Here is a 20,990-nt window from a genome sequence, read left to right as displayed (position 1 = left end):
CGTTACGGGCGGCCCCACGAAAGCGTCGTGGGGTCGCGGTCGTCAAAGGCTCAGGCAGGGACGTGCGAACTAGGGCAAACCGTCCGAATTGATCAGGCGCGACCGCTCGGCAAGGAAGCGGCGGGGGCTCTTTCCCATCGTCTTCTTGAACATCGTGATGAAAGCGCTGGGCGTTTCGTAGCCCAGTTCGAGCGACACAGCCTGGACCGAAGTGCCCGCCGTGAGGCGTTGCATGGCGATCAGAATGTGGAGACGCTGGCGCCAGCGCCCGAAGGTCATCCCTGTTTCCTTGGCGATGAAGCGTGCGAACGTACTCTCGCTCATCGCGTAGCGCGAGGCGACTTCGTCCATCGTGCTGCGGTCGCCCGGATTATTCAACAAGGAGGTCGCGAGGTGTTGAAGACGGGCGTCGGGGGAGATCGGCAGATACATTTCATCCGTTGTCGACATCTGCACGAGTTCGTCGAGCAAAACGCGGCCGAGACGGCTGGTTGGTCCTTCCAGCGGATAGAGCGGTGGGAACACCGAGAGACGGTGGATCAATTCGCGCACCAGCGACGTGATCATCAGCGTGCAGCAGGTCCGCGGCAGCATGCTGACCTGCGGATCGATGAACACGGTGTAGAGTTTGCCGAAATCGGCCACGCAATTGCTGTGCTGCACGCCGGCCGGGATCCATACCGCGCCTTGCGGAGGCACGATCCACAAGCCGCCAGGCGCCCGGCACATCACCGAGCCATGAGATGCGACGACCAATTGGCCTTTGCGGTGTGAGTGCAGCGGCAGATCGTCGTTGTCTTTGCTGGTTTCGAGACAGAATGAAGTGACGGGACGATCGAACTGATCCGGATCGACAGGATCATAGTTGATCCGAAGATCGGGCAGATCCATTCGCGCAAATTCGCGATCGAACTCGGTCTCGGGCGGCATTTCAATCCTGCCAATTCGTCAAGTCGGTCAAGCTTTGATGCAGATCCTGCTGCTAGCCGAGGTTAGCTGTTTTGAAAGGTCAGGTCACTAGTCGCGGCGAGCCGTCGAGTTCGCTGATCTGTGACAAGATGCCCGCTACTGCGGCGTGAGCGCTGAGCGATGCGGCATGCTGCGCCGTGACCAAGCGGGAGCACCTGTCAGGCGGCCGACGGCTCGATTACTCGCCCGATTAAACCAACAGCAGAGAATGCTGCAATGCGAGCCTCGGCGTCCCGCCGGAGCCGGGCAATCCGTCGGAACGCGGCCGTATTCAGCAGCACGTGCCATAGCACCCGATGCTACCAAGTGCGGGCTTTCTCGGAGCCCGACGCATGACTGCACACATCGATCCGCCACGCAAGGCCGTCAACGCCGATCAGGATGCGGTCGAAACCGCCGATTGGCTCGCCTCGCTTGGATCGCTCCACCACAGCGCCGGTGCCGAGCGCGTGCGATACATCCTGGCTGCGCTCGATCGGCGTGCGAAGGAGCTCGGCGTTCTGCTGGACTCTCCGCCGTTCTCGCCCTATCGAAATTCGGTTCCGCTTGAGCAGCAGAAGCCCTACCCCGGCGACATCGCGATCGAGACCCGCCTGACGGCAATCATTCGCTGGAACGCGCTCGCGATGGTGGTCCGTGCCAACAAGGCCTATGGGGAACTCGGCGGGCACGTCGCCAGCTACGCCTCGGCGGCAGAGATCTTCGAAGTCGGTTTCAATCATTTCTTTCGCGCGTCAAGCTCCGAGTCGGAGGGGGACTTGGTGTATTTCCAGCCGCATTCGTCTCCTGGAGTCTATGCACGAGCGTATCTCGAAGGCCGATTGTCGGACGAAAATTTGAAGCTGTATCGCCAGGAACTGAGTGGCCCCGGTCTGTCGTCCTATCCGCATCCCTGGCTGATGCCAGAGTTCTGGCAGGTGCCGTCGGCGTCGATGGGCCTCGGCCCGATCAGCGCGATCTACCAGGCGCGGTTCATGAGGTATCTGCAGCATCGCGGCCTGGTGCAGACGGCTGGTCGTCACGTCTGGGGTGTGTTCGGCGACGGCGAGATGGACGAGCCGGAATCGATCGCCGGGCTCGCCCTGGCGGCACGGGAAAATCTCGACAACCTCACCTTCGTCGTCAATTGCAACCTGCAGCGCCTGGATGGGCCGGTCCGCGGCAACGGGCAGGTGATTCAGGAACTCGAATCACTTTTCCAGGGCGCCGGCTGGAACGTCATCAAGGTGCTGTGGGGATCGGACTGGGACGATATCTTCGCGCGCGATATCAAGCATGCGCTGCTGCGCAAATTCGCCGACACCGTCGATGGCAAATATCAGACGCTCGGCGCCAAGGATGGGGCCTACAACCTCGCCAACTTCTTCAGCGAGGATCCCGAGGTCCGGGCGCTAGTTGCGCACATGTCGGACGCGGATATCGGCGGCCTGAAGCGCGGTGGCCACGACTTCAAGAAGCTGTTCGCGGCCTTTGCCGCCGCGAAGGACATTAAGGGTCGGCCGACCGTCATTCTGGCGAAGACCAAGAAGGGCTACGGCATGGGCGGCGCCGGCGAGTCGCGCATGACGTCGCACCAGGCCAAGAAGCTCGACGTCGACGCGCTGTATTCGTTCCGCGACCGGTTCGCCCTGCCGCTCAGCAACAAGCAAGTCGAGGATCTGGAATTCTTCAGGCCTGCGGAAGACAGCGCGGAAATTCAGTATCTGCGCGCCCGTCGCGCGGCACTCGGCGGCTACATGCCGGCACGGCGACGCGCTTCGGCGGCGCTGCCGGTGCCGCCGCTGCAATCCTACGCGGAGTTCGCGCTGCGCGGCGACGGCAAGGAGACGTCGACCACGATGGCGATCGTGCGGCTGTTCACCAATTTGCTCAAGGACAAGACGCTCGGCCCGCGCATCGTTCCTATCGTCGCCGACGAAGCCCGCACCTTCGGAATGGCGAACCTGTTCAGGCAGGTCGGCATCTACTCGCCGGCGGGACAGCTCTACGAGCCGGAAGATGCCGGCTCGATGCTGTACTACAAGGAAGCGATCGACGGTCAATTGCTGGAGGAAGGGATCACCGAGGCGGGGGCGATTTCGTCCTGGACCGCGGCGGCGACCTCCTACAGCATCCATAACTTCCCGCTGCTGCCGTTCTATATCTACTATTCGATGTTCGGCTTTCAGCGGGTCGGCGATCTGATCTGGGCGGCGGCGGACCAGCGCGCGCGTGGCTTTCTGATCGGGGCGACGGCCGGCCGGACGACGCTCGGCGGCGAAGGCTTGCAGCATCAGGACGGGTCCAGCCATCTGATGGCGGCGACCGTTCCGAACTGCCGGGCCTACGATCCGGCATTCTCCTACGAGGTGGCCGTCATCGTCGATCACGGCATGCGGTCGATGCTCGAGCAGGGCAACGACGAGTTCTATTACCTCACGGCGATGAACGAGAACTATGCGCAGCCCTCGATGCCCGACGATGCGCGCGGCGGCATCATCAAGGGTCTCTATCGGGTTCTGCCGAGCGCTGACGGGCCGGCGAAGATCAGGCTGATCGGCTCGGGCGCCATTCTCCCGGAGGCGCTCGCCGCCGCGGCGATGCTGCAAAGCGAATGGAAAATCCCCAGTGAGGTCTGGTCGGCAACGAGCTTTTCCGAGCTGGCGCGGGAGGCGCGCGAGGTGGAGCGAACCAATCGGCTCTCGCCGCTGTCGACCCCGGTCGAGAGCCACGTCGCACAATGCCTCGGCGGCAAGGTGCCGATCGTCGCGGCATCGGATTATGTCCGGGCGTATCCGCAACTGATCGGTTCTTACATCGAGGCGCCCTATACGGTGCTGGGCACCGACGGCTTCGGGCGCAGCGATACACGCGCCGCGCTGAGATCTTTCTTCGAGGTCGATCGCAAGCAGATCGTCGTTGCGGCGCTGTCGGCGTTGGCAAAATCGGGTGAAGTGGCGCGTGAGCAGGTTGCCGAAGCCATCGCCAGCTACGAATTGCCGACCGGCGTTGCATCGCCTTGGTCGCGTTGACAGAGAGCGGAGCGCGCATGTCTCGTTCAATTGAAGTCGTTCTGCCGGATATTGGGGACTACAAGGATGTTCCGGTAGTCGAAATCAATGTGTCGGTCGGCGACGAGGTCACGATCGACATGCCGTTGCTGTCGATCGAGTCCGACAAGGCGACGATGGAGGTGCCATCCCCGGCCGCAGGCACGGTGGCCAAACTGATGATCGACGTCGGGGCGCGGATTTCTCAAGGTTCGGTTCTGATGATCCTCGAAGGTCGCGGTGAATCCACCGCGCCTCCGCCGGCGGCTGCGTCGGCACCGCAGGTGGAGCAACGGATCTCGCAGCAGGAGGCGCTGTCACGGCCGGCGCCCGCCGCTCCAGTCGATGACTCGCGAGCACGTGCACAGCAGTCGCTGCCCAGCGAGGCGACGCATGCGTCGCCGTCGGTCCGCGCTTTGGCGCGTGAGCTCGGCGTGACGCTGGAATCTGTCGTGCCCACCGGCCCCAAGGGCCGGATTCTGCGCGAGGATGTGGCCGCCTTCGTCAACGGACTGGTGCGATCGGGACCAGCGATGGCGCCTGCGCCCGGCGCCCCGGTCGATTGGCCCAAGGTGGATTTCGAGAGGTACGGCGCGGTCGAGCGCCTGCCGCTGACACGGATCCAGAAGTTGACCGGTACGAACCTCTCGCGCAACTGGAGCGTCATTCCCCATGTAACGAATTTCGACAGAGCGGATGTGACCGACGCCGAAGCCTTTCGTCAGCTCGCCAACGCCGAGGCCGCGAAGGACACGGCGAAGCTCACCATGGTGTCGCTGCTGATCAAGGCGGCGGCCTTGGCGCTGCAGAAATACCCGCGCTTCAATTCGTCCCTCGATGGCGATGAGTTGATCCTCAAGCACTACGTCCACATCGGCTTCGCCGTCGACACGCCGAGAGGTCTGGTCGTGCCGGTGATCCGGGACTGCGATAAGAAGGGCCTTCGGCAGATCGCCGCGGAGATGCGCTCGCTCGCCGACAAGGCGCTCGCAGGGCAGCTCGCGTCGGGCGACATGCAGGGCGGCTGTTTCTCGGTGTCGTCTCTGGGAGGCGTCGGCGGTCAGGGATTTACGCCCATCATCAACGCGCCCGAGGTGGCGATCCTCGGCGCCGGTCGTGCCGCCACCGAGGCGGTCTGGAACGGCCGCGAGTTTGAACCGCGCCTCATCCTTCCGATGGGTCTGTCGTGGGATCACCGGGTCGTCGACGGCGTGGCCGGGGCCCGGTTCCTCGGCCTCGTCGCGTCGGTGCTTTCCGATCTGCGGCGGTTCGCATTGTGAGGACGCAGATGCGGACAGAGGAGATCCGCGTCCCCGACATCGGGGATTTCCGAGACGTCGAGGTCGTCGAGGTCCACGTCAGGGCGGGCGACGTCGTCGTGCGAGAGCAGGCGTTGATCACAGTGGAATCCGACAAGGCCACGCTGGAGATTCCGTCGCCGATCGCAGGGGTGATCACGAGCATGTCGCTGCGTGTCGGAGACAAGGTGTCTAAAGGCTCCATGATTGGCACGGCGTCGGCGTCGGACGAAGCGGGCGCGCAAGGCGAGACGATCTCGGCGGGTCAGACCGATGCTGGCCAGCGCGTAACGGGTCATACGCGCTACGATCTTGTCGTGATCGGAGGCGGGCCGGGCGGCTATTCAGCAGCGTTTCGGGCCGCAGATCTTGGACTGAGGACCGCGATCGTCGAACGCTACGGCACCTTGGGCGGAGTTTGCCTGAATGTCGGATGTATCCCGTCGAAGGCGCTGTTTCATGTTGCGGCCGTCAAGGAGGAAGCCGAGCGGATCGCCGACAAGGGCATTCGCTTCGCCGCGCCGCAGATCGATCTGCAGGCGCTGCGCGCCTTCAAGCACGGCACCGTCAAGAAGTTGACGGATGGGCTGAGCCAGATGGCGGCAGCGCGCCGCGTCACGGTGATCCGCGGCACCGCGAAATTCGTCTCCGCCACGCGGCTCGAGATTGCCGGTGAGGGGGCAGGCCCGCAGCAAATTGAATTTGGTCAATGCATCATCGCCACGGGCTCGCGCGCGGTGCAGCTGGCGGTGCTTCCCAAGGACGAGCGGGTCGTGACCTCGACCGGCGCGCTCGCGCTGCAGAGCATTCCGGGCCGCATGCTCGTGATCGGAGCGGGGATCATCGGGCTGGAGATGGCGACCGTCTACAGCGCGCTCGGCGCCAAGATCGATCTTGTCGAAAGGCTTCCCGATATCCTGGCGGGCGTGGATGCCGACGCGGTGAAGATCTGGCGTTCGCGTAACGCGCATCGCTTCGAGCATATCGACGTCGCAAGCAGCGTATCAGCCGCCGAAATCACGCCGGATGGCGTGACGGTCGGTACCACGGGCGCATCGGTACGGACACGATCGTACGATTTGGTGTTGCAATCGGCCGGCCGTGTTCCCAACAGTAGCGAGCTCGGCCTCGAACGGATCGACGTTGCAATCGATCCGAACGGCTTCATTCAGGTCGACAAGCAAATGAGAACGACGGCGCGCAACGTCTTCGCCATCGGCGACGTCGTCGGCGGTTCGATGCTGGCTCACAAGGCCGTTCACGAGGGGCACGTCGCCGCGGAAGTTGCTGCCGGGAAGCCGGCGGCCTTTACGGCGAAGATCGTCCCCAATGTCGCCTACACCGATCCTGAGATCGCCTGGGTCGGCAAGTCCGAGCGTGATGTCGCCGAATCCGGAGGGAAGATCCGTTCGGCAAGATTCCCATGGGCCGCGTCCGGTCGGGCCATCGCGTCGGGCGCGTCCTATGGCATGACGAAGCTGTTGTTCGACGTCGAAACCGGTCGCATCGTCGGGGGCGTGATCGTCGGACCGCATGCCGGCGATATGATCGGGGAAATCTGTCTCGCGATCGAAATGGGGGCTGACGCGATCGATATAGGTAAGACCATTCACCCGCATCCGACCCTCGGCGAGACGATCGGCATGGCTGCCGAAGTCCATGAGGGCATTTGCACCGACCTGCCTCCAATCGCCAGAAACCGGTAGATCAGTTGACCCAATCAATGTCTGTTATCGAAGCCCTCGAACAACGTCGCGCCGGCGCCAAACTCGGCGGCGGCGAGAAGCGCATCGACGCGCAGCATGCGCGCGGCCGCCTCACCGCGCGGGAGCGGATCGACCTGCTGCTCGACAAGCATTCGTTCGAGGAGATGGACATGTTCGTCCAGCACCGCTCGACCGAATTCGGGATGGAGAACACTAAGATTCCGGGAGACGGCGTGGTCACCGGCTGGGGCACCGTCAACGGCCGCAAGGTGTTCGTGTTCGCCAAGGATTTCACCGTGTTCGGCGGCTCGCTCTCGGAAACCCATGCGCTGAAGATCACGAAACTCCAGGACATGGCGATGAAGGCGCGGGCGCCCATCATCGGCCTCTATGACGCGGGCGGCGCCCGCATCCAGGAGGGCGTCGCGGCGCTCGCCGGCTATTCCTACGTGTTCCGCCGCAACGTGCTGGCCTCGGGCGTGATCCCGCAGATCTCCGTCATCATGGGCCCCTGCGCCGGCGGCGACGTCTACTCGCCGGCCATGACCGACTTCATCTTCATGGTGAAGAACACCAGCTACATGTTCGTCACCGGCCCCGACGTCGTGAAGACCGTCACCAACGAGGTCGTCACCGCTGAAGAGCTCGGCGGCGCCTCGGTGCACGCCACGCGCTCCTCGATTGCGGACGGCGCCTTCGAGAACGATGTCGAGACGATTTTGCAGATGCGCCGTCTCATCGACTTCCTGCCGGCGAACTACACCGACGGCGTGCCGGAATGGCCGAGCTTCGATTCCATCGAGCGGGTCGACATGTCGCTGGACACGCTGATCCCCGACAATCCGAACAAGCCCTACGACATGAAGGAACTGATCCTGAAAGTCGTGGACGAGGGCGACTTCTTCGAGATCGCCGAGGGTTTTGCCAAGAACATCGTCACCGGCTTCGGCCGTATCGCGGGCCGTACTGTCGGTTTCGTCGCCAACCAGCCGATGGTGCTGGCGGGCGTGCTCGACAGCGACGCCTCGCGCAAGGCCGCGCGCTTCGTCCGCTTCTGCGACGCCTTCAACATCCCGATCGTCACCTTTGTGGACGTTCCCGGCTTCCTGCCCGGCACCGCGCAGGAATATGGCGGCCTGATCAAGCACGGTGCCAAGCTGCTGTTCGCGTATTCGCAGTGCACGGTGCCGCTGGTCACCATCATCACCCGCAAGGCCTATGGCGGCGCCTTCGACGTCATGGCCTCCAAGGAGATCGGCGCCGACATGAACTATGCGTGGCCGACCGCGCAGATCGCGGTCATGGGCGCCAAGGGGGCGGTCGAGATCATCTTCCGCAGCGACATCGGCGACTCCGACAAGATCGCGGCCCGCACCAAGGAATACGAAGACCGCTTCCTGTCGCCCTTCATCGCCGCCGAGCGCGGCTATATCGACGACGTCATCATGCCGCATTCGACCAGGCGGCGGATCGCCCGCGCGCTGGCGATGCTGAGGGACAAGAAGGTCGAGATGCCGGCCAAGAAGCACGACAACATTCCGTTGTAGGAAGAGCTGTGTTAAAGAAGATTCTGATCGCCAATCGCGGCGAAATCGCCTGCCGGGTCATCAAGACCGCGCGCCGCATGGGAATTCAGACGGTTGCGGTCTATTCCGAAGCCGACCGCGACGCCCTCCATGTCGAGATGGCCGACGAGGCCGTGCTGATCGGTCCGCCCGCCGCGGCCGAGAGCTATCTGGTGATCGAGAAGATCGTCGAGGCCTGCCGCAAGACGGGCGCGCAGGCCGTGCATCCCGGCTACGGCTTCCTGTCCGAGCGCGAGGCGTTTCCGCGCGCGCTGGAGGCCGCCGGCATCGTCTTCATCGGCCCGAACCCCGGCGCCATCGCCGCGATGGGCGACAAGATCGAATCCAAGAAGGCGGCCGCCAAGGCCAAGGTCTCGACCGTGCCCGGCTATCTCGGCGTCATCGAGGACGACAAGCACGCGGTCAAGATCGCCGACGAGATCGGCTATCCCGTGATGATCAAGGCGTCCGCCGGCGGCGGCGGCAAGGGCATGCGCACCGCCCATTCGACCTCCGAGGTCGCGGAAGGCTTCAACCTCGCCAAGGCCGAGGCCAAGGCCTCGTTCGGCGACGACCGCGTCTTCGTCGAGAAGTTCATCGTCGATCCCCGCCACATCGAGATCCAGGTGCTGGGCGACAAGCACGGCAACGTCATCTATCTCGGCGAGCGCGAATGCTCGATCCAGCGCCGCAACCAGAAGGTCATCGAGGAGGCGCCGTCGCCGCTGCTCGACGAGGCCACGCGCCGCAAGATGGGCGAGCAGGCCGTCGCGCTCGCCAAGGCCGTGAACTATGATTCCGCCGGCACCGTCGAGTTCGTCGCCGGGCAAGACAAGAGCTTCTACTTCCTGGAGATGAACACGCGCCTCCAGGTCGAGCATCCCGTCACCGAGCTCGTCACCGGCATCGACCTCGTCGAGCAGATGATCCGCGTCGCCGCCGGCGAGAAGCTCGGCATCGCGCAGAAGGACGTCTCGCTGACGGGCTGGGCGGTGGAATCGCGCCTCTACGCCGAAGACCCGTTCCGCAACTTCCTGCCCTCGATCGGGCGGCTCGTGAAATACCGTCCGCCGGCGGAGGCGAGCCACGACGGCATCACCATCCGCAACGACACCGGCGTCCAGGAGGGCGGCGAGATATCGATCCATTACGACCCGATGATCGCCAAGCTCGTTACGCACGCGCCGTCGCGCGCGGCCGCGATCGAGGCGCAGGCGACTGCGCTGGATTCCTTCTATGTCGACGGCATCAGGCACAACATCCCGTTCCTGTCGGCGCTGATGCACCATCCGCGCTGGCGCGAGGGCCGTCTGTCGACCGGCTTCATTGCCGAGGAATTCCCCAAGGGCTTTGCGGTGCGCGTGCCCGAAGGCGAGGTCGCCCGGCGGATCGCCGCGGTCGGCGCCGCCATCGATCACGTGCTGGGTGAGCGCAAGCGCCAGATCTCGGGCCAGATGGGCGGCCGCGTCGTGCAGCGCGAGCGCCGCCGCGCGGTCTGGCTCGACCGCCAGGAGATCCAGCTCGAGGTCGCTCGCGAGGGCGACGCCATCGCGATCCGCTTCGTCGACGCCGAGGGCAAGGCCGGCAACGCGCATCTGTTGCAGTCGGCCTGGAAGCCCGGCGATCCGGTCTGGCAGGGCACCATCGATGGCCACGTCGTCGCCGTGCAGGCGCGCCCGATCGCCAACGGCATTCGTCTCGCGCATCAGGGCGTCGAGGTCCCGGTCTATGTCTGGACCGAAGCGGAAGCGACCTCGGCGCGGCTGATGCCGGTGACGACGGCCTCCGATACCGGCAAGAAGCTGCTGTGCCCGATGCCCGGGCTGATCGTCTCGATCGCGGTGACCGAGGGGCAGGAGGTCAAGGCCGGCGAGACGCTGGCGGTGGTCGAAGCCATGAAGATGCAGAACGTGCTGCGCGCCGAGCAGGACGGCACCGTGAAGAAAGTCCACGCCAGCGCGGGCGCGACGCTCGCGGTGGACGCGCTGATTTTGGAGTTTTCCTGAATACCGCAAGAGGCGACCTGAGATGGGCAGCCTGACTGCAGGAATTCCGGTTACTTCCAGGCAGAAGTCATGTTGGGCAGCTCGGCGTCACTTGGGATTAGGTGGACTTGATGAAAACCGAACGGTTGGCATTGGCATCGGGCTTTGCGCCTGCTTCACGCCAGGACTGGCACAAGCTGGTTGATGGCGTGCTAAAGGGAGCGCCGTTCGAAAAGCTGATTGGTAGGACGTACGACGACTTGAGAATCGAGCCGATTTATCTCCGCGCGAAAGACATTGCACTAGTCGACGGGCGGGCACCCGCGGCGCCTTGGCAGATCATGCAGCGCATCGATCATCCAGACGCGGTGACGGCCAATAGGCAGGCCCTTCACGATCTGGAGAATGGGGCGACGGGCCTGGCGCTCGTCTTTGCCGGCGCCAACAGCAGCCGCGGGTTCGGTCTCGATCAAACGGCAGGTACCGTCGCCAAAGCTTTAAAGGACGTCCACCTTGATGCCGGCATCGGGATTGAACTCCAAATTGGTACAGACGGGCGTAAGACCGCGATCCATGTTGCGTCGCGGCGCGTGCGAAGGCAACCGTCGGCGAAATTTCGGATGCGATGGAGAAAGTGTTCGGGCGGCACCGCGCCGAGATCAAATCCATCACCGGCGTCTACAAGCGGGAGGCGTCCAGCATGGGCAACCAGGTCGAGAAGGTTCAGGCGCTGATCGACGCGTTCGAGGAAGCGGAAGGCCGCCGTCCGCGCATCCTGGTCGCCAAGATCGGCCAGGACGGCCACGACCGCGGCCAGAAGGTGATTGCGTCGGCGTTCGCCGATATCGGCTTCGACGTCGACATCGGGCCGCTGTTTGCGACAGCCGACGAGGCCGCGCGGCAGGCGGTCGAGAACGACGTCCACATCCTCGGTGTCTCCTCGCTCGCGGCCGCGCACCTCACCGCGGTGCCGGAGCTGAAGGCCGCGCTGAAGAAGCAAGGCCGCGAGGACATCATGATCATCATCGGCGGCGTGGTGCCGCCGCAGGACTATGATGAGCTCTACGCCGCCGGTGCCGAAGCCATCTTCCCGCCCGGTACCGTGATCGCAGACGCCGCGGATCAGCTGATCCAGAAGCTCAATGCTCGGCTCGGGCACAGTGAGGCGGCATATAGTAAGCGCCACGGCAGATAGTAACGGCGTATCGGTCCAGATTGAAAGCTCAAAGCCGGGGCGTCGAACGTACGATTTGATCCTGCAGTCCGCAGGCAAAGTGCCTAACAGCGCAAATCTGGGCTTGGAGAAGATTGGTGTAAGATGCGACGCAAAGGTTTCGTTGCAGTCAATAGGCAAATGCGGACGAATTTTCCTCATATTTTCGCGATCGGCGATGTCGCGGGTAACCCGATGCTCGCCCATAAGGCGGTTCACGAGGGGCATGTCGCGGCAGAAGCGGCTGCCGGGCTCAAGAGCTTCTTTGACGCGAAGATCGTCCCGAACGTCGCCTACACTGATCCTGAGGTGGCCTGGGTTGGCATCATGGAACATGAAGCGGCCTCCTCAGGCAGGCACGTTAGATCCGCGAAGTTTCCGTGGGCTGCCTCGGGCAGAGCGATCGCCTCGGGCGCGTCTTATGGCATGAACAAGCTGATCATCGACCAAGAGACGCACCGCATCATCGGCGGTGTGAACGTTGGCCCGCACGCTGGCGACATGATTGGAGAAATCTGCCTGGCGATCGAGATGGGCGCCGATGCAATTGATCTCAGCAAGACCATCCATCCGCATCCGACGTTCGGAGAGACAATAGACCTGGCTGGCGAAGTGTATGAAGGTGTTTGCACGGATGTGTTGCCGGGTCCGAAGAGATCGACCAAGCGCGCGAGCCACTAGAAATCCAAAAACCTGAGCCGGCATCAGGTGCCTCGCTGCCGATCGTTCATAGGGGACCCGAATATGGCCGGAAGTTCTCGCAGGGAAGTAAAGGTACCTTTGAGCGTTCAAGAGGAGGAATTTGCCGCGGCATGTCGAGACTTCGTTCTGGAGAGGAAACCTGATCTCGCGGCATCCATCGTCATTGTAGACAACCAGCTCAGGATTGTGAACGATCCGCATGTTCGGCTCGCGTTTGTAGAACTTGGTCTTGCCAGATTGGTACGAGTTCTACATCTCGCAATCGAGGGCAAGGCGATTGCGCTCAAAAGAGTGACAAGACTCGTGCTCGACCTGGCGAGCTACAGAAGGAAGATACTCCGCGCGCTAGGTAGGGACGATTGAGGACAGCCCCTCGGGTTACTAGCACGATTCATTCAGCGCGCAGATTCAAGGAATAGATGCTCATCGACGCAACGAGGACCGGCAGTCATCCCTTGGCAGGAGATTCGGCTCTCTGAATTGCAAAGGCGGGTACGGCGGTGCGGGCATTGCGAGATCGGAGCCGGGCGATGAAATGAACTACCGGACGCGCGGAGTCTGGTGATCGGGACCTTCCAAGTCTCGCGCGCGCCTCTTTGTGGTGCTGTCGAAATCGTACGCCCGTCAAATGCCGGAAACGGCGCGGAGAGGTGCCGACTTCAGCACAAAATGCGGTCTAATATGTACGATAGTATTGCTGCTGGAGGTCGTTCGTTGGGTTTCTACGATCGAATTCCGCATTCGGCGTCTGCGACAGATTTGCGATCTTTTGTTTTCCTCCCTCTACTCGGCCCGGCGCGATCGCCGGGCCCTTTTCTCGGCTGCTGACGATATTTAGTGCCGCTCGAAGCCGGTTGATCAGCGTCGTATGATCTTCTTCAAGATTTCGGTGAGCGCTCGAAATTCCACCCCCCCAGTGTTGCGACGACCGTTGAATCCGTCCAATACGTCTCCATCAAATACACCGAGCGCCTGGCTGAAGCTGGCATCGAACCTTCCGTCAGAAGCGTCGGAGATTCCTACGACGATGCTCTCGCCGAAACCATCAACGGTCTCTACAAGGCCGAAGTGATCCATCGGCGCGGGCCATGGCACAGCTTCGAGGCGTCGAGTTCGCGACCCTGGAATGGGTGGACTGGTTCGACAACCGGCGGCTCCTAGAGCCCATCGGCAACATCCCACCAGCCGCAGCCGGGCAACGCTACGACGCCATGCTGGAACAACCATCTATGGCGGTATAACTTCAACTAAATTGCCTCCGGCAAACCAAGGGGGGGTCAAATCGCCCGCCCGTCCATCGAGAACGAGGAGATCGAGAGATGTCCCATGGGATCCGGAGCGCCTCTGCAGATTTTTCGAATGCCGGATGAGGCACGCTGGTGTCGTGTGCTCAGAAAACTAAACCTGAGTTAAGCGGATCCGCCGCCGGGGATCGGAGGCGCTGTGTAGCCGCAAAATGGCCGAACTGTTTTTAGCTTCTGCGGCCGGGGCAGGGTCCCCGCGTAGGAGTCCTGCATGCTGAAGTTCGTTCTTTTAACTTCACTCATTTTCATCAACGGCTCGGTCGCATCCGAAGCGCGTCCCTTCCGAACCCAGAAGATCCCCGAATGCAACGTGTCGATGCCGTGTGACTTTTCATATCTGCAGACCGACCGTGCCGTTGTACGACATGGGCGCAGACTGCTCATATCGCAACGAGCCGATTCCAAAGGCAATGCCTTCAACGCGTTTGCCAGCGTAAATGAGCCAGCCGGACGTGTCGTCGGCGGCCGTCCGGCCGGCTGTCCGTCATCTTATTGCGGCTGTGGCGCGGCGCTCCGCGTGTTCGGGCGGATGGTGCCGGAGCTGAACCTTGCGGCGAATTGGCTTCGCTTTCCTCGCACGTCCCCGGCATCCGGAATGGTTGCTGCCCGTCGCGGGCACGTGTTTGTTCTCGAGCAACATGTCGCGGCTGACCTGTGGATGGCGTATGATGCCAACTCTAGCGGCCACGCAACGCGCATTCACGCACGTTCGCTGCGCGGATATACAATTGTGAATCCGCACGCGGCCTGACGAACACAATCGGAAGGATGAGCCGCTGCATGGTCGATGGCGAGAGTCCGTCCGCGGCCGCGCAGAGGATCCAGGTCCGGCTCACTTTTCTTCGACACTTTGCAACCTTGTTCGAGACCGCAGGTTTCATCGCAATAAGCTATTGGAGCTGACCATGACCGACACCAACTTTGCCAAGCCGCCGCTTCCAGACAAGCAGCAATCGATGCCTGGAAGTAGCGCGGCGATGGATCCGCCGCCGGATTACGGCGAATCGACCTATAAGGGCTCCGGGCGCCTGGCCGGCAAGAAGTCGATCATTACGGGCGCGGACAGCGGCATCGGACGAGCGGTGGCACTGGCGTTCGCGCGCGAGGGAGCCGACATCGTCGCAAGCTACTACGATGAAGAGGACGACGCCCGTGAGACCAGGCGGCTGGTGGAAGGGGCCGGCCGCAAATGCGTGTTGATGGCCGGGGACATCAAGGACCCCGCGCATTGCCGTAAGCTCGTCGACGCCGCGGTGTCGCAGCTGGGCGGCCTCGACATCCTGGTGAACAATGCGGCGCATCAGGCGACGTTCTCGTCGATCGAAGACATCAGCGATGAAGAATGGGACGTCACCTTCCGGACCAACATTCACGCCATGTTCTACCTGACCAAGGCCGCCGTACCGCACCTGAAGAAAGGCGCGGCGATCATCAACACGACCTCGATCAACGCCGATACACCGAGCCCGCAATTGCTCGCCTACGCGACCACGAAAGGCGCGATCCAGAATTTCACGGGCGGCCTTGCCCAGTTGCTCGCGGAGAAAGGTATCCGGGTCAATTGTGTGGCGCCTGGCCCGATCTGGACTCCGCTGATCCCATCGACAATGCCGCCGGAAAAAGTAAAGAATTTCGGCAAGCAGGTGCCCATGCAGCGGCCGGGGCAACCCAAGGAACTCGCACCGGCGTACGTCATGCTGGCGTCGGACGAGGCGAGTTACATCTCCGGCGCAACCGTCGCCGTGACCGGCGGCAAGCCGATCATTTGATCCGGTACGCGTGGACCTCGCTCATCGTACCGGCGAGGCCGACGGGAAGCAGCTTCACGGGGTCAGGTGAGGACCCGCCGTGGTGCTGCTGCGCCGCTTCCACTACGCCCCGCCGCCGCTTCGACCTCCACCAGCGCGTCGCACAGCCGGTCAGGGCTTTAGGGCCGTAAGCGCCGGCTCTTCCTCCATGCGCCGTGCGATGTCGGCTTGCCCGGCCATTCCGCCGTCGAACGCCTGCTGCAAATGCTTCATGTATTGCTCCCGGCGCTTGGGTGGCAGCATGGGTTCGGCAGGATCGACCACCGCGTCGATCAGAACTGGCCCATCGTCATAGGCGAACGCCTCTTTGAGCACGCGCGCGAGATCCTCGGGATCGTCCACCCGAAGCCCGCGAACGCCCATTCCTTCAGCGACCTTGGCGAAATCGATCGGGGCGAGATCGCAGCCGAATTCTGGATGCCCGAGGAACAGCATCTGCTCCCATTTGATCTGCCCAAGGGTGCCGTTGTTGATGACGACGACCTTCATCGGAATCTTGTATCGCGCGGCCGTGGAGAGCTCGGCGAGTGTCATGCTGATGCCGCCGTCGCCAACGACAGCGACGATCTGGCGACCTGGGAAAGCGATCCCTGCGGCAATCGCGTACGGCAACCCGCATCCCATCGAGGCAAGCGTGCCGGACACCCGAAAGTCTGGCCGTTCCGGATCATCAGATATTGAGCAGCGAGTGCGGTGTTGTAGCCGCTATCGGCCACGATCATCGCGTCGGGCGCAAGGTGCCGATTGAGGTCGCGGGCCACACGTTGTGGCTTCATCGGCTTGCCGGGGCGATCTGCGCCGTCGTTCAGCGCCCGCAGCCACACGGTCTTCCATTGCTGCGCCTGTTCGAGAAAGCTGCGATCCGCTTTGCGCGCGAGCTTGCCATTGAGCGCCGCAAGACAGGCGGCAGCGTCACCGACCACCGCAGCTTCGACAGGATAGCGCAGGCTGATCCGTCGGGGATCGAGATCGATCTGTACCCCGCGCGCCTGCGCAGGCTTCGGATAATATTCGATATAGGGGAAGCTGGAGCCTACGATCAACTGCGTGTCGCAGGCGTCGAGCACCTGCTGAGAGGGCCGGGCGCCGAGGTAGCCGACGCCGCCCATCACGTAAGGATGATCGTCAGGCAGCACCGCTTTTCCAAGCAGTGCCTTGCAGATCGGGGCTCCAAGCAGTTCGGCGGTCTGCGCCAGCGCCTCAGCGGCATGGATCGCGCCTTGCCCTGCGAGGATCGCCACCTTGCGACCGCCGCTGATCACCTCGGCCGCGGCGCTGATTGCGGCGTCATCCGGCTGCCGCTCGCTCCGGAAGAATGCGAGGCCAGGGTCGGTCTTGTGCCGTGGGGACGGCTTATCGGCCTCTATGCTTTGTTCCTGAACGTCGGCAGGAAAGGCTAGGTGCGCCACGGCTCGCTCGGCCAGTGCCGTCCGGCAGGCAAGCGCCGTGGCTTGCCTGACATGCTGCGCGCCATATATGGCTGTCGTGTAGGCGGCCACGTCCTGAAAGACCTTTGTGTGATCGATGTCTTGCTGGGTGTAGGTCTGGACAAGATCGTGGTAGGGCAATCCAGTGATTGCCAGCACCGGCGCGCGATCGAATTTGGCGTCATAAAGTCCGGTGAGAAGATTCGTGCCGCCCGGACCAGTCGTGGCAAGACAAACGCCCAGGCGTCCGGTCCATTTTGCGTAGGCGCAGGCTGCAAAAGCCGCCGCCGCCTCGTGGCGGGTCTGGATGAAACGGATCTTGTCCTGGCGTGTCCTTAATGCCTCGATCACGCCGTTGATGCCATCACCGGGCAATCCGAAAATCACCTCGACGCCCCACTCCATCAGGCTCTCGACGAGAATGTCCGAGGCGGTTCTTGTCATTGCAACTTCTCCGGTCTGAAACCACCACGCCAACCTGTCGTTTCCGCGATTGTTCCTGTTTGATCAGGTCCCGCAGGCATGGTTTCCCCGGCAAGGGTGGATGCGACCCACGCGTCGGAGACACTCTCGCCTCGTTGAAATCGATGCGACAGACCCTCGGGCGGGGCGGCTCAGTAAATCACTGAAAGGCCCACCTCTTCGCATGCCTTCATGCAACGACGGCAGGCTTCTGCGCAGATCCGGCAGTGCTCGTGCATGCCCGCGTGCTTCTCGCATTCTTCCGCACACAGCCGGCAGGCGGCGGCGCATGTATCGATGACCCTGCGGATCAACTCTCCGTCGGACCCGGTAAGTCGGGTGGCGATCCTGCCCGCGATGTTGCAGATGTCTGTACAATCGAGGTTCAGTCTGATGCATCGCGTGAGCGACTTGACGTTCTCCTCCCCCAGGCACGCGTCCGCGCAAGACGTGCATGTCTGGGCGCAGGAGTAGCATTCCTCGATGCATCGAATGAGGGCATCATTGGTCTGGCCGCGCATAAGCGGATGCGTTCTGGCCATCTGTTGAGCATGCATTGAAATCTCCATGGCCTGCGGGTTGCCGCCGATTACGTGGAGTTCACACTAGACGCCGCGATCTCTCGAACGTTCCTATCCCGCTCCGCAAGAAGCGTGGACGGTCGACGGCTCTGCATTCAGCTATGATGACTATCCGGCCTACCGACTAACTCATGTTATTGGCGCGCGACTGGCGCCGTGTTCATCACGTTGCATCGTCGCCGCCGCATGTCTGGCTGGAGGTAAGCATGGTCGAATTCAGGCTCCCTGCAAATTCGCGCGTCGGGAAGGGGACCGTCTGGCCCAAGCCTAATGGCGAAGCCATACAGGAATTCCAGGTCTATCGCTGGAACCCCGATGACGGCCGCGATCCCAGGCTCGATACCTACTTCGTCGATACCACCGATTGTGGGCCAATGGTTCTGGATGGCCTGATCTGGATCAAGAACAATATCGACTCCACTTTGACGTTCCGGCGGTCTTGCCGAGAGGGCGTGTGCGGTTCTTGTTCGATGAATATCGCCGGCCAGAACACGCTGGCGTGTACGAAAGCCATGAGCGAGGACATTCAGCATGGGGAGCCGCTACGTGTGTTCCCTCTTCCGCACCAGCCGGTGGTCAAGGACCTCGTTCCGGATCTGACGAACTTCTACGCACAACTGGCGCTGATTGAACCGTGGCTGCAAACCGTTTCGCCCACGCCACAAAAGGAATGGCGGCAGAGCCACGAGGATCGGGCGAAGCTCGACGGACTTTACGAGTGCATCCTCTGCGCCTGCTGCTCGACATCCTGCCCAAGCTACTGGTGGAACTCCGAGCGTTTCCTAGGCCCGGCGGCGCTGATCCAGGCCGCGCGCTGGATCAACGACAGTCGGGACGAGGCGACCGGCGAGCGTCTCGACAAGCTTGAGGACCCTTTCAGGATCTATCGCTGTCACACAATCCTCAACTGCGCGAAGGCATGTCCCAAGGGTTTGAATCCGGGCGAAGCCATTTCCGGATTGCGTCTCAAGATGGTTGAGCGAAAGTTCTAGTCTTCAAGCTCTGCGGACGGCGGGTTGCCGAACCGACAGTGCCGGCGCGGCAGTCGAAAGGAACGATCATTATAGCCTCCGCTTATCAGACTTCAGCCGGGAAGGCTTTCAATGGGTAAGAGACAGTTTGCAGCCTTACCGTTCCGCGTGGATGATTCAAAATTGCGCGTGCTGCTGATCACAACCAGACGCAAGCGCCGGTGGTCGGTGCCGAAGGGATCGTTGATCCGCAACACGGCGCCGCATCGTACGGCTGCGTTGGAGGCCTATGAGGAAGCAGGTCTGATCGGTGCAGTCGCAAAGCGCGCCCTGGGCAGCTTCAAGCATCGCAAACGCAAGGGCGAGCGCAAGCGCACCATGGACGTCTCTGTCTTCCCCATGAAGGTGCATGGTCAGGAGAGCTGGTGGCCCGAGAAAGGGCAGCGCGACGCAATCTGGGTCTCGGCGGAGAAGGCGGCGCGTCTGGTCCACAAGGCGCAGCTCCGGCGCCTGATTGTGCGTTTCGCGGCGCAGACCGACAGAAGTGCCTCGTTGCGACCCGGCAAATGACCTGCGGAGGTTCGCGGCGCGCCTTCCGGCGTCGAGGCGGTAGCTCTGAGGTAATAGTTCAGCCGGACTGCTTTGAGGCAAGCCATTAACCTGTGTGAAACCGCTTCGCGCGGATCGCCGTTAATGTGTCGGCTGTGATCGGAAGTATGATGCCAGAACAGTCCCCCAGCCTCAGAAACTTCACCATCAATTTCGGCCCCCAGCATCCCGCCGCCCACGGCGTGTTGAGGCTCGTGCTCGAATTGGACGGTGAAGTCGTCGCGCGTGTCGATCCCCATATCGGCTTGCTGCATCGGGGCACCGAGAAGCTGATTGAGGCCAAGACTTACCTGCAGGCGATCCCGTATTTCGACCGGCTCGACTACGTCGCGCCCTTGACCCAGGAGCACGCGTTCTGCCTTGCCATTGAGAAACTCATTGGACTCGAAGTACCGCGGAGAGGGCAGCTCATCAGGGTGCTCTATCACGAAATCAGCCGCATCTTGTCGCACCTCCTGAACGTTACAACTCAGGCCATGGACGTCGGTGCATTGACGCCGCCATTGTGGGGGTTCGAGGAGCGCGAGAAGCTGATGGTCTTCTATGAGCGCGCATCCGGGAGCCGGATGCACGCCAACTACTATCGGCCCGGCGGCGTGCACCAGGATCTTCCGCCAAAGCTGATCGACGACATCGAGGCTTGGTGCGATCCATTTCTCCGTGTCGTTGATGATCTGGACCGATTGCTCTCGCTCAACCGGATCTTCAAGGCGCGTAACGTGGATATCGGCCGAGTGACACTTGAGCAGGCCTGGGCTTGGGGATTTTCGGGCGTTATGGTACGCGGTTCGGGCGCGGCATGGGATTTGCGCAAAGCGCAGCCCTACGACTGCTACGCCGAGATGGACTTCGACATTCCGGTCGGCAAGAACGGCGACTGCTACGACCGCTATCTCATTCGCATGGAGGAGATGCGACAGTCGGTGCGGATCATGAAGCAGTGCATCGAGAAGCTGAAGTCGTCGGACGGCCAAGGCCCGGTGCTCGTGCAGGACAACAAGGTTGCCCCGCCCAGGCGCAGCGAGATGAAGCGGTCCATGGAGGCGCTAATTCACCACTTCAAGCTTTACACAGAGGGCTTTCGCGTTCCTGCCGGCGAAGTCTACGTCGCAGTGGAAGCTCCGAAAGGCGAATTCGGTGTGTTCCTCGTCGCTGACGGGACAAACCAGCCATACAAGTGCAAGATCAGGTCGCCCGGATTTGCTCACCTGCAAGCCATTGATTTTCTCTGCAAGGGTCACCTGCTTGCAGACGTCTCGGCTATCCTCGGCTCGCTCGACATCGTTTTCGGCGAGGTTGATCGCTGATCTGTCAGGCCCGCACAAACCAAACTCGATGTCCGCGATTTCAGTTTCATGGCG

At 62.3% G+C, this 20,990-nt stretch carries 15 protein-coding genes and 2 pseudogenes; 13 read left to right on the top strand and 4 right to left on the bottom strand.

Annotated features, from left to right (window positions below):
* Positions 1-69: 69 nt before the first annotated feature.
* On the bottom strand, positions 70-930 hold the full coding sequence (locus IVB24_RS31470; protein ID WP_187435289.1) for a helix-turn-helix transcriptional regulator: 861 nt from the start codon (positions 928-930) through the stop codon (positions 70-72).
* A 371-nt stretch (positions 931-1,301) separates the two neighbouring features.
* On the opposite strand from IVB24_RS31470, the gene mdeB reads away from it, so the two are divergent.
* From mdeB to IVB24_RS31420, 10 genes and pseudogenes are all read left to right on the top strand, one after another.
* Positions 1,302-3,980, top strand: a complete 2,679-nt coding sequence (mdeB, locus tag IVB24_RS31465) for an alpha-ketoglutarate dehydrogenase (RefSeq protein ID WP_247770335.1) — start codon at positions 1,302-1,304, stop codon at positions 3,978-3,980.
* Positions 3,981-3,997: 17 nt separating this feature from the next.
* Positions 3,998-5,278 carry a 2-oxo acid dehydrogenase subunit E2 gene (locus tag IVB24_RS31460; protein ID WP_247770334.1) on the top strand — a complete coding sequence of 427 codons (1,281 nt, stop codon included), beginning with the start codon at positions 3,998-4,000 and terminating at the stop codon, positions 5,276-5,278.
* 8 nt (positions 5,279-5,286) lie between these two features.
* Positions 5,287-7,002: a dihydrolipoyl dehydrogenase gene (gene lpdA / locus IVB24_RS31455; protein WP_247770333.1), complete on the top strand. Its 1,716-nt coding sequence runs from the start codon at positions 5,287-5,289 to the stop codon at positions 7,000-7,002.
* Positions 7,003-7,019: 17 nt separating this feature from the next.
* Positions 7,020-8,549 carry an acyl-CoA carboxylase subunit beta gene (locus IVB24_RS31450; protein ID WP_247770332.1) on the top strand — a complete coding sequence of 510 codons (1,530 nt, stop codon included), beginning with the start codon at positions 7,020-7,022 and terminating at the stop codon, positions 8,547-8,549.
* Between the two features lie 8 nt (positions 8,550-8,557).
* On the top strand, positions 8,558-10,573 hold the full coding sequence (locus IVB24_RS31445; protein ID WP_247770331.1) for an acetyl/propionyl/methylcrotonyl-CoA carboxylase subunit alpha: 2,016 nt from the start codon (positions 8,558-8,560) through the stop codon (positions 10,571-10,573).
* 116 nt (positions 10,574-10,689) lie between these two features.
* A pseudogene (locus IVB24_RS31440) lies at positions 10,690-11,747 on the top strand (cobalamin-dependent protein); the annotation flags it as partial.
* Between the two features lie 123 nt (positions 11,748-11,870).
* The gene (locus IVB24_RS31435) at positions 11,871-12,446 is read left to right on the top strand and encodes an FAD-dependent oxidoreductase (protein ID WP_346771346.1); all 576 of its coding nucleotides are present in this window, start codon (positions 11,871-11,873) and stop codon (positions 12,444-12,446) included.
* Between the two features lie 963 nt (positions 12,447-13,409).
* Positions 13,410-13,708: pseudogene (locus tag IVB24_RS31430) on the top strand (integrase core domain-containing protein); the annotation flags it as partial.
* Positions 13,709-13,982: 274 nt separating this feature from the next.
* Positions 13,983-14,522, top strand: coding sequence for a hypothetical protein (locus tag IVB24_RS31425; RefSeq protein WP_247770330.1), 540 nt, complete (start codon positions 13,983-13,985; stop codon positions 14,520-14,522).
* Between the two features lie 154 nt (positions 14,523-14,676).
* Complete coding sequence (locus IVB24_RS31420) at positions 14,677-15,540, top strand: SDR family oxidoreductase (protein WP_247774217.1); 864 nt, start codon at positions 14,677-14,679, stop codon at positions 15,538-15,540.
* 150 nt (positions 15,541-15,690) lie between these two features.
* Here the strand turns inward: IVB24_RS31420 and IVB24_RS31415 are convergent, their stop codons facing one another.
* The 3 genes from IVB24_RS31415 to IVB24_RS31405 all read right to left on the bottom strand — a co-directional run bounded on the left by IVB24_RS31415 (position 15,691) and on the right by IVB24_RS31405 (position 18,037).
* On the bottom strand, positions 15,691-16,203 hold the full coding sequence (locus IVB24_RS31415) for a thiamine pyrophosphate-dependent enzyme (RefSeq protein WP_247774216.1): 513 nt from the start codon (positions 16,201-16,203) through the stop codon (positions 15,691-15,693).
* A complete protein-coding gene (locus IVB24_RS31410; protein ID WP_247770329.1) occupies positions 16,110-17,483 on the bottom strand; it encodes a thiamine pyrophosphate-binding protein in 1,374 nt (457 codons plus the stop codon). Before IVB24_RS31410 ends, IVB24_RS31415 begins: the two co-directional genes overlap by 94 nt.
* 137 nt (positions 17,484-17,620) lie before the next feature.
* Positions 17,621-18,037 (bottom strand): four-helix bundle copper-binding protein, encoded by a 417-nt coding sequence (locus IVB24_RS31405; RefSeq protein ID WP_247770328.1) that lies wholly within the window; start codon positions 18,035-18,037, stop codon positions 17,621-17,623.
* Positions 18,038-18,255: 218 nt separating this feature from the next.
* Between IVB24_RS31405 and IVB24_RS31400 the strand changes: the two genes are divergently transcribed.
* From IVB24_RS31400 to IVB24_RS31390, 3 genes are all read left to right on the top strand, one after another.
* Positions 18,256-19,041, top strand: coding sequence for a succinate dehydrogenase iron-sulfur subunit (locus IVB24_RS31400; protein ID WP_247770327.1), 786 nt, complete (start codon positions 18,256-18,258; stop codon positions 19,039-19,041).
* A 111-nt stretch (positions 19,042-19,152) separates the two neighbouring features.
* Positions 19,153-19,590 carry an NUDIX hydrolase gene (locus IVB24_RS31395; RefSeq protein ID WP_247770326.1) on the top strand — a complete coding sequence of 146 codons (438 nt, stop codon included), beginning with the start codon at positions 19,153-19,155 and terminating at the stop codon, positions 19,588-19,590.
* A gap of 149 nt (positions 19,591-19,739) precedes the next feature.
* On the top strand, positions 19,740-20,936 hold the full coding sequence (locus tag IVB24_RS31390) for an NADH-quinone oxidoreductase subunit D (RefSeq protein WP_247774215.1): 1,197 nt from the start codon (positions 19,740-19,742) through the stop codon (positions 20,934-20,936).
* Positions 20,937-20,990 lie beyond the last annotated feature (54 nt).

It is taken from the genome of Bradyrhizobium sp. 192, from assembly GCF_023100965.1.
GTDB lineage: Bacteria > Pseudomonadota > Alphaproteobacteria > Rhizobiales > Xanthobacteraceae > Bradyrhizobium > Bradyrhizobium symbiodeficiens.
Note: the sequence above shows the minus strand (reverse complement) of the source record. Positions and strands in the feature narration are given on the sequence as shown.

Excerpts from the sequence above, each read along its gene's own strand:
- IVB24_RS31470 (WP_187435289.1), bottom strand. The coding sequence starts at position 930 with ATGCCGCCCGAGACCGAGTTCGATCGCGAATTTGCGCGAATGGATCTG.
- mdeB (WP_247770335.1), top strand. The coding sequence starts at position 1,302 with ATGACTGCACACATCGATCCGCCACGCAAGGCCGTCAACGCCGATCAG.
- IVB24_RS31460 (WP_247770334.1), top strand. The coding sequence starts at position 3,998 with ATGTCTCGTTCAATTGAAGTCGTTCTGCCGGATATTGGGGACTACAAG.
- lpdA (WP_247770333.1), top strand. The coding sequence starts at position 5,287 with ATGCGGACAGAGGAGATCCGCGTCCCCGACATCGGGGATTTCCGAGAC.
- IVB24_RS31450 (WP_247770332.1), top strand. The coding sequence starts at position 7,020 with ATGTCTGTTATCGAAGCCCTCGAACAACGTCGCGCCGGCGCCAAACTC.
- IVB24_RS31435 (WP_346771346.1), top strand. The coding sequence starts at position 11,871 with ATGCGACGCAAAGGTTTCGTTGCAGTCAATAGGCAAATGCGGACGAAT.
- IVB24_RS31425 (WP_247770330.1), top strand. The coding sequence starts at position 13,983 with ATGCTGAAGTTCGTTCTTTTAACTTCACTCATTTTCATCAACGGCTCG.
- IVB24_RS31420 (WP_247774217.1), top strand. The coding sequence starts at position 14,677 with ATGACCGACACCAACTTTGCCAAGCCGCCGCTTCCAGACAAGCAGCAA.
- IVB24_RS31415 (WP_247774216.1), bottom strand. The coding sequence starts at position 16,203 with ATGGGATGCGGGTTGCCGTACGCGATTGCCGCAGGGATCGCTTTCCCA.
- IVB24_RS31405 (WP_247770328.1), bottom strand. The coding sequence starts at position 18,037 with ATGGAGATTTCAATGCATGCTCAACAGATGGCCAGAACGCATCCGCTT.
- IVB24_RS31400 (WP_247770327.1), top strand. The coding sequence starts at position 18,256 with ATGGTCGAATTCAGGCTCCCTGCAAATTCGCGCGTCGGGAAGGGGACC.
- IVB24_RS31395 (WP_247770326.1), top strand. The coding sequence starts at position 19,153 with ATGGGTAAGAGACAGTTTGCAGCCTTACCGTTCCGCGTGGATGATTCA.
- IVB24_RS31390 (WP_247774215.1), top strand. The coding sequence starts at position 19,740 with ATGCCAGAACAGTCCCCCAGCCTCAGAAACTTCACCATCAATTTCGGC.